General features: G+C 53.4%; 7 protein-coding genes and 1 riboswitch. Of the genes, 6 read left to right on the top strand and 1 reads right to left on the bottom strand.

What is annotated here, in order from left to right:
• Nucleotides 1–4: 4 nt before the first annotated feature.
• Entirely contained in the window at nucleotides 5–271 is a 267-nt protein-coding gene (locus RTY00_RS11090) for a DksA/TraR family C4-type zinc finger protein (protein ID WP_312664463.1), read from the bottom strand.
• Nucleotides 272–383: 112 nt separating this feature from the next.
• Nucleotides 384–511: riboswitch (TPP riboswitch) on the top strand.
• A 101-nt stretch (nucleotides 512–612) separates the two neighbouring features.
• Between RTY00_RS11090 and RTY00_RS11085 the strand changes: the two genes are divergently transcribed.
• The 6 genes from RTY00_RS11085 to RTY00_RS11060 form a co-directional block, all read left to right on the top strand.
• The gene (locus RTY00_RS11085; protein WP_312664462.1) at nucleotides 613–1695 is read left to right on the top strand and encodes a long-chain fatty acid--CoA ligase; all 1083 of its coding nucleotides are present in this window, start codon (nucleotides 613–615) and stop codon (nucleotides 1693–1695) included.
• Nucleotides 1692–3140 (top strand): acyl-CoA reductase, encoded by a 1449-nt coding sequence (locus RTY00_RS11080; protein WP_312664460.1) that lies wholly within the window; start codon nucleotides 1692–1694, stop codon nucleotides 3138–3140. The genes RTY00_RS11085 and RTY00_RS11080 overlap by 4 nt, the downstream gene beginning before the upstream one ends.
• 99 nt (nucleotides 3141–3239) lie before the next feature.
• Nucleotides 3240–4007, top strand: coding sequence for a 3-oxoacyl-ACP reductase (locus RTY00_RS11075; RefSeq protein ID WP_312664459.1), 768 nt, complete (start codon nucleotides 3240–3242; stop codon nucleotides 4005–4007).
• Nucleotides 4008–4282: 275 nt separating this feature from the next.
• On the top strand, nucleotides 4283–4981 hold the full coding sequence (locus RTY00_RS11070; RefSeq protein ID WP_312664458.1) for a hypothetical protein: 699 nt from the start codon (nucleotides 4283–4285) through the stop codon (nucleotides 4979–4981).
• A 198-nt stretch (nucleotides 4982–5179) separates the two neighbouring features.
• The gene (locus RTY00_RS11065; protein WP_312664457.1) at nucleotides 5180–5659 is read left to right on the top strand and encodes a type VI secretion system tube protein TssD; all 480 of its coding nucleotides are present in this window, start codon (nucleotides 5180–5182) and stop codon (nucleotides 5657–5659) included.
• 94 nt (nucleotides 5660–5753) lie between these two features.
• The coding region (locus RTY00_RS11060; RefSeq protein ID WP_312664456.1) for a DUF4236 domain-containing protein at nucleotides 5754–6155 on the top strand (402 nt) is incomplete at its 3' end.

The raw sequence follows: 6155 nt of genomic DNA, 5'->3' as shown, positions 1-6155 counted from the left end.
ATAACTACCGCAACTGACTATCCTTACTTCCGCGGCGGTTATAACCGCTGGTCGCCGCCTGTATTTTATCGATCTTGCTCTGGCATTTCACGCAGTAACGCACGCCAGCTAATGCTGTGCGACGCGCTTCCGGGATCGGTTCGCCGCACTCGTCGCAAAACTCGGCGCTGGCACCGTGGCCGAGATTCTCACGCGCGCGGGCCACCGCGTCATCGACCGTGGCATCAATTTGTTTGTGCACTGCACCGTCTTCTGACCAACCGCCAGCCATACTTCACCTCCACAAATACTAATGCCCAAAGTATAAGACATGGCGTAATGAATGCCGGACAGGCCAGAATTTAACAAGGTTGACACATCATAGCGCGCCATCCTAGACTGCGGCTTGTTCCAAGGGGTGCTCTGTTAAGGGGCTGAGATTCTACCGGCTGGCGTGTATGCGCTGGCAACGTAGTGACCCTCCGAACCTGATCCGGCTAATACCGGCGTAGGGATGCGGAACCGCAGGGCGATATTGCGCCCTGATTCCCTCTTTGTGCTTTGTAGCGGACAGTTAGCGCTCTTCAGGCGTTGCTTGAGAGTTTCTGCGCAATCGCAAAGGTGGCGACGTACATGAACGAAACACACATCATCCAGGCTCTGCTGATATTCCTGCAGCATGAAGAGGCCTCAGACGACGATTTCAACCAGCTGGCCCTCGAAATCTTCGCTTATCAGTTCGCACACAACCAACCTTATCGCCGCTTCGCCATCCAGCGCGGACGCACGCCGCTGACGGTGAAAAACTGGCGCAACATTCCCGCCATCCCGATTAACGCCTTCAAAGATCTGACGCTCAGCTGCCGTCCCATCGACCAGATTGCCGAGATCTTCATGACCAGTGGCACCACCGGCACGGTAAAAGGGCGCAGCTACCATCCGACGCTGGAAGTATGGAAGACATCGATGTTACTCAACTTCCGCCGTCGCTTTATGGCGGGCAGCGAACGCATGCGCATGGGCATTTTGTTTCCGGATACCGTGGCGATGCCCAACTCGTCGCTGGCGACCTATCTCGATTTGGCGATGCGGGAGTGCGGCACGCCAGACAGCGAAGTAATGGTGGTCGAGCATGGCCTCGATATCGATCGCCTGTTTAGTGCGCTCGAGCAGGCCGAAGCCAGCGGCGAACCTTATGCGCTGCTGGGTGCCAGCTACAGCTTCGTGCCTCTGCTGGATGAAATGCAGCGCCAGCAACGCCGCTTCGCGCTGCCTGCCGGCAGTCGCATACTCGATACCGGCGGTTTCAAAGGCCAATCGCGCGAGATTGGTGCGGAGGCGTTCTACGCTTCGCTCTTTCACGCCTTCGGCATCCCGCGTTCCCGCTGCATCAACATGTACGGCATGACGGAAATCAGCACGCAGTTTTACGATGCGGGCAATGAAAGCTGCCCGCCGGTGAAGTCCGGGCCGCACTGGATCCGCACGCGCGTGGTCAATCCGCTTACCGGCGATGATGTGCCGGACGGCGAGGTTGGCGTGCTGGTGCATCACGATCTGGCACATTTCAACTCAGTTTCTGCCTTGTTAACCGAAGATGCGGGCGTAATGGTGACCGGAGGATTCCATCTGCTGGGACGCGCGACCGGCGCTGATGCCAAAGGCTGTTCGCTGACCATGGAAGCGTTTCTCGCCAGCGCGCAGGCACCGCTGTGAAAGAAGTTGCCGGACATTTGCCGGGCCTTTTCGCTGACGAAGTGCAATGGCACACGCTGAGCTTCAACCATCACGGCGAGAGCCTCGAGGTTAGCGTTCCGCAACTTAATGACGAGCAGATAACTGCGCTCGCAACGCGCATCCGCACCAACGCCCGTGCTTATCTCCAGCAGCTGAGCGTCGTGCAGATTATCGCCATCATTGATGAAGCGGTGGCGCGACTGCTCGATCGTCATCATCCACTGCGCATCAAAGCCGAAAAGCTGCTGCCCATCGTCACTGGTTATGATGCCGACATGGTGCGGCTTGGTCTCACCGGCTACCTGAAAACCTTTCGTCAGCCGCAGCTGAAGCGCTTTCTGGCTGAAGATTTCGCCGATCCGCAGATGCTCGACGATTTCCAGCCACGCCCCAAAGGCGGCTTTGCACGCGCGTTTGGCCCGCAATTGTTGATGCATATCTGGGCGGGCAACGTGCCGGGTTTGCCGCTGTGGAGTTTGATTTGCGGCCTGCTGGTCAAGGCGGGCACCATCGGCAAACTGCCGGGCAATGAGCCGCTGATGGCAAGCTGGTTCGCGCAGTTGCTGGCGGAAATTGATCCAAAACTCGGCGAGTGCATCGCGGTGGTGTGGTGGAAAGGCGGCGATGCGCAAACTGAACCAACGTGGCTGCGTCAGCCCGATGCGCTGGTGGCTTATGGTGGAAATCCAACGCTGGCGGCGATTCAACAGTGTTTGCCTGTTACTACGCGCTTTCTACCGCACGGCCACAAAATCAGCTTTGGGCTGGTGGCGCGTTCGGCGTTGAATGCTCGGCAGGGCGCGGAGCTGGCGCGTCGTGTGGCGTATGACGTGATGCGTTACGACCAGGCCGGTTGCTACTCACCGCAGATGCTGTATGTCGAGCGCGGCGGCAAGGTGTCGCCGGATGAGTTCGCCAGCTACATCGCCCATGAACTCGCTGCGCTGGCGTACAAACATCCGCGCCGTCCGCTGGCTAATGATGAGACGAACAGCATTGCCGCTTGGCGTAATGGCGAGGAGATCCGTGCGCTGGGTGGCGATCGTACACTTTACGGCGAGGAGGCAGACTGTTGGGCGGTGGTGAGTGTTGATCATGCGGAGCCTTTATCGCCTGCGGCACTGGGCCGTACGTTGAAAGTGGTGTGCGTGGATGCGCTGGAGGAAGTGGTCGATTTGGTGGCGCAGCAGCGGCATTTTCTACAAACCGCAGGCGTGGCGGCCGCGCCGAATGAGTTATTCCGCATCTCTGCTTTGCTCGGACAAGTGGGCGTCACACGTTTCGCAGCCTTCGGCAACATGACCTCGCCGGAAGCGGGCTGGCATCACGACGGGCGTTTTAGTTTGCTGGATTTGGTTACCATCACGGAGATCGAGCAGGGCGCAGAAGCTGCAGCAGAAGGGTTTGCGCCTTATGCGGACTGACGTGGTCGCCATGAATGGCGACCCTACGACGTAGCGGTTTTGTAGGGTGCGCATTAATGCGCACCTGGCTGAAACGCACCTCAATCCAAAGGATTAACAATGAAATTCTCCAACCAAACCGTTCTGGTAACCGGCGCAAGTCGCGGCATTGGTGCAGCGATCGCTAAAGCCTTCGCCGCTGAAGGCGCATTCGTTGTGGTCAACTATCTGCGTAATGAAGCTGCTGCAGCGGGTGTAGTTGAAGAGTGCCGCGCATTAGGCGGCGACGCGCTGACGATTGCCGCAGATGTCACCTCTGAGCAGCAGGTCAACGCGATGATGGAGCAGATCGTCAACGCCACCGGCCGCCTCGATGCAGTGATCAACAACGCTTTCGCACCTTACGTTTTCGACACCGAAAATCGTCAGCGTTTCTGGGAAACGCCGTGGTCAGGCTATCAGTCGCAGATCGATGGCGCGGTAAAAGCCGCCTATAACGTTTGCCAGGCGGCGCTGCCTTTAATGCGTGCGCGCGTGCGCGGCAGCATCGTCAATCTCACCAGCGATCTGGTGGCGCGTCCTTCGGTGCCGTATCACGATTACATCACCGCGAAAGCGGCGCTGACCGGCTTTAGCCGCACGCTGGCGACGGAGCTTGGCCCGCTGGGGATTCGCGTTAACTGCGTGGCACCCGGTTTGGTGTATCCCACCGACGCCAGCCAGGCCACACGCGAAGAGGTGCGCGATTTTCTCACCGCGCAAACCCCGTTGCGCCGTATCGCACGCCCGGAAGATGTCACCGGCCCGGTGCTGTTTCTGGCCTCCGATTGGAGCGAGTTTGTCACAGGACAAACGTTATATGTGGATGGTGGATTAGTAATGAATTAACACGTAGGGTCGCCATTTATGGCGACCGTATCACATTAATCTGCTTAAGACGCCTAATATATCTGCACGCAATTAGGTATTAAATAATAGATACTTCAAACGCTAACGCATCTCAGTATTTTCTTTACTGAAACAAGTAAAACACACAATTAAGTGCGAATTTACACATCCTTATTTTATGAATAAGGATCACATCTGGCTAAATTTTAGCTTCACGGAGTAATATTATTACCCTATAGTTTTTATGGTTAACGGAATTAACTATAGGGATATATATGTACCACAGTGATGCGGTCATAAAGCAGCTTCAGGCGCAAAGGATTCTTGCAGAAAAGCTCGACAACGCCGTTTCCGGCGTTATTGATGCAGTTTCCGAACAAGTCAGTAAGATCAATAAAGGGGCGACGCGGCTTTCATATTATGCATCGTGCTTTACTGAGGAATATTTTGATGTCTGCAAAAGCCAAGCGATCGAAGATAAGCGTTTCATGTTGGGAATAGTGCAGCTGGTAAAAGACCGGCGTATTGTTTTCGAACTTCTTAAAACCTACATCGATTATCAACTTGAGCACCGTTCTATGCAGCAGATTGCGGTAATCAAAAGCCATCTGATGCGGTTAAATATTCACATTGCGGCAAGCGCGCTGACATCAAACGCCTTTGCGGTCGGGGCGACAATGGCAGTGATTGTAGGAATGAATATCAGATTTCCTGTTGCCAAAATTATTGGGGGTTATTTTGGAGACGCAGTGGGTGTGCTGACAATATATGGTATTGTCCAGAATGCGGCAGAAAGCGCAAAACGATTGCAAGTAATGCATCCGGCTTATTATCAGGCGCTATTCATACGCAGGCTTGAAATGATGTATTTTCTCATTGAGTCCGAATTTATTCGGGCTGGTGCGCTCATGAATAAATGGCTTTCAGAATATGAACTCGCTCAGGTGTTCGCGAAATTGATGGGAAGAGCATGAAACGTTTCTTTAAGCAGTGGCTGAGGTCACAATCAAAAATGCTGCTGCGTATCTATGTGCCAGTTATTGTTACTGTGCTGTACGGCATGTTGCAATTTTATCTTTTCCCTGACAGCGGCATGTTGAGCGTGGGGGTCGTTTACTTGTGTGCGTATATTTTTGTTGTTTATAAATGTCGAAAACTTTAAAGGATTAAATATGTCTGTTCCAGCGCATTTATGGTTAGAAGATGAAAATGGTTCCCCGATTGTGGGTTCCTGTACAATGCCAACCCGCCTCGGTCCGATTGACCTGAACACGGTGATGCACAATATTACAATCCCGGTAGACCAGCACACGGGCAGGTTGACGGGAACGCGTGTGCATACCCCAATATCGATTCAGAAGGAGTTTGATCGTACAACGCCAATGCTGCTTCGTGCGCTATGCCAGCCCAGAACGCTTAAATCAGCGACCATCAAGATGTACCGAATTAACGAAGCGGGCATTGAGGTTGAGTATTTCAATATTCTTTTGGAAAACGTCAAAATCTCCAGCATCTCTCCGGCTTTGCTGCCAAACGGCCAGACCAGCACGCATTTGGAAAATATTGAGCTACGATATGAAACGATCACATGGAAATACGTGGACGGCAATATTGTGTTTAAGGATGGATGGAATGAGAGGATGATTGCTTAGCTTCATTCAATGTTGTCAATTTTATCGACGCATTAAGCTGTGAAAAATGAGAACATTTGCCCTTACTCAATAATCAAAAGGAATGGTTAAAAACATGGGGTTTAGATTTCGAAAATCGATAAGCATTATTCCAGGTGTAAGGATGAACCTGAGCTCCTCAGGTGCGAGTATGAGTGTTGGGCCGCGAGGGGCATCCGTTTCGTTCGGCAAACGCGGTACGTTTGCCAATTTGGGGCTTCCGGGGTCGGGACTGAGCTATCGCACCCGGCTCGTTCGAGCAAGTGCAGCGAGCAGAAAACGTAATGCCTCTCGACAAGAGGATCCCTATTTACGGCAGGAGCTTGAGCAAGAGGTTGAAGCGCTTAATCAGGCAGTAGACGATATTGTTAATATCTATCTCCTTACACCCGATCCTCGTACGGGGCATTCCTTCTCCGAGCTGGAATCGCATTATCGCCAGTTGATGTTGCAACCTTACAAGTTGCTTGCACCTGTC

The organism is Pantoea sp. CTOTU49201 (genome assembly GCF_032054795.1).
Classification (GTDB): Bacteria; Pseudomonadota; Gammaproteobacteria; order Enterobacterales; family Enterobacteriaceae; genus Pantoea; species Pantoea symbiotica.
This window is presented reverse-complemented; position numbering and strand designations above follow the sequence as displayed.

What these genes read in the sequence shown, in the direction of transcription:
- RTY00_RS11090 (WP_312664463.1), bottom strand. Translation starts at nt 271, where the DNA reads ATGGCTGGCGGTTGGTCAGAAGACGGTGCAGTGCACAAACAAATTGAT.
- RTY00_RS11085 (WP_312664462.1), top strand. Translation starts at nt 613, where the DNA reads ATGAACGAAACACACATCATCCAGGCTCTGCTGATATTCCTGCAGCAT.
- RTY00_RS11075 (WP_312664459.1), top strand. Translation starts at nt 3,240, where the DNA reads ATGAAATTCTCCAACCAAACCGTTCTGGTAACCGGCGCAAGTCGCGGC.
- RTY00_RS11070 (WP_312664458.1), top strand. Translation starts at nt 4,283, where the DNA reads ATGTACCACAGTGATGCGGTCATAAAGCAGCTTCAGGCGCAAAGGATT.
- RTY00_RS11065 (WP_312664457.1), top strand. Translation starts at nt 5,180, where the DNA reads ATGTCTGTTCCAGCGCATTTATGGTTAGAAGATGAAAATGGTTCCCCG.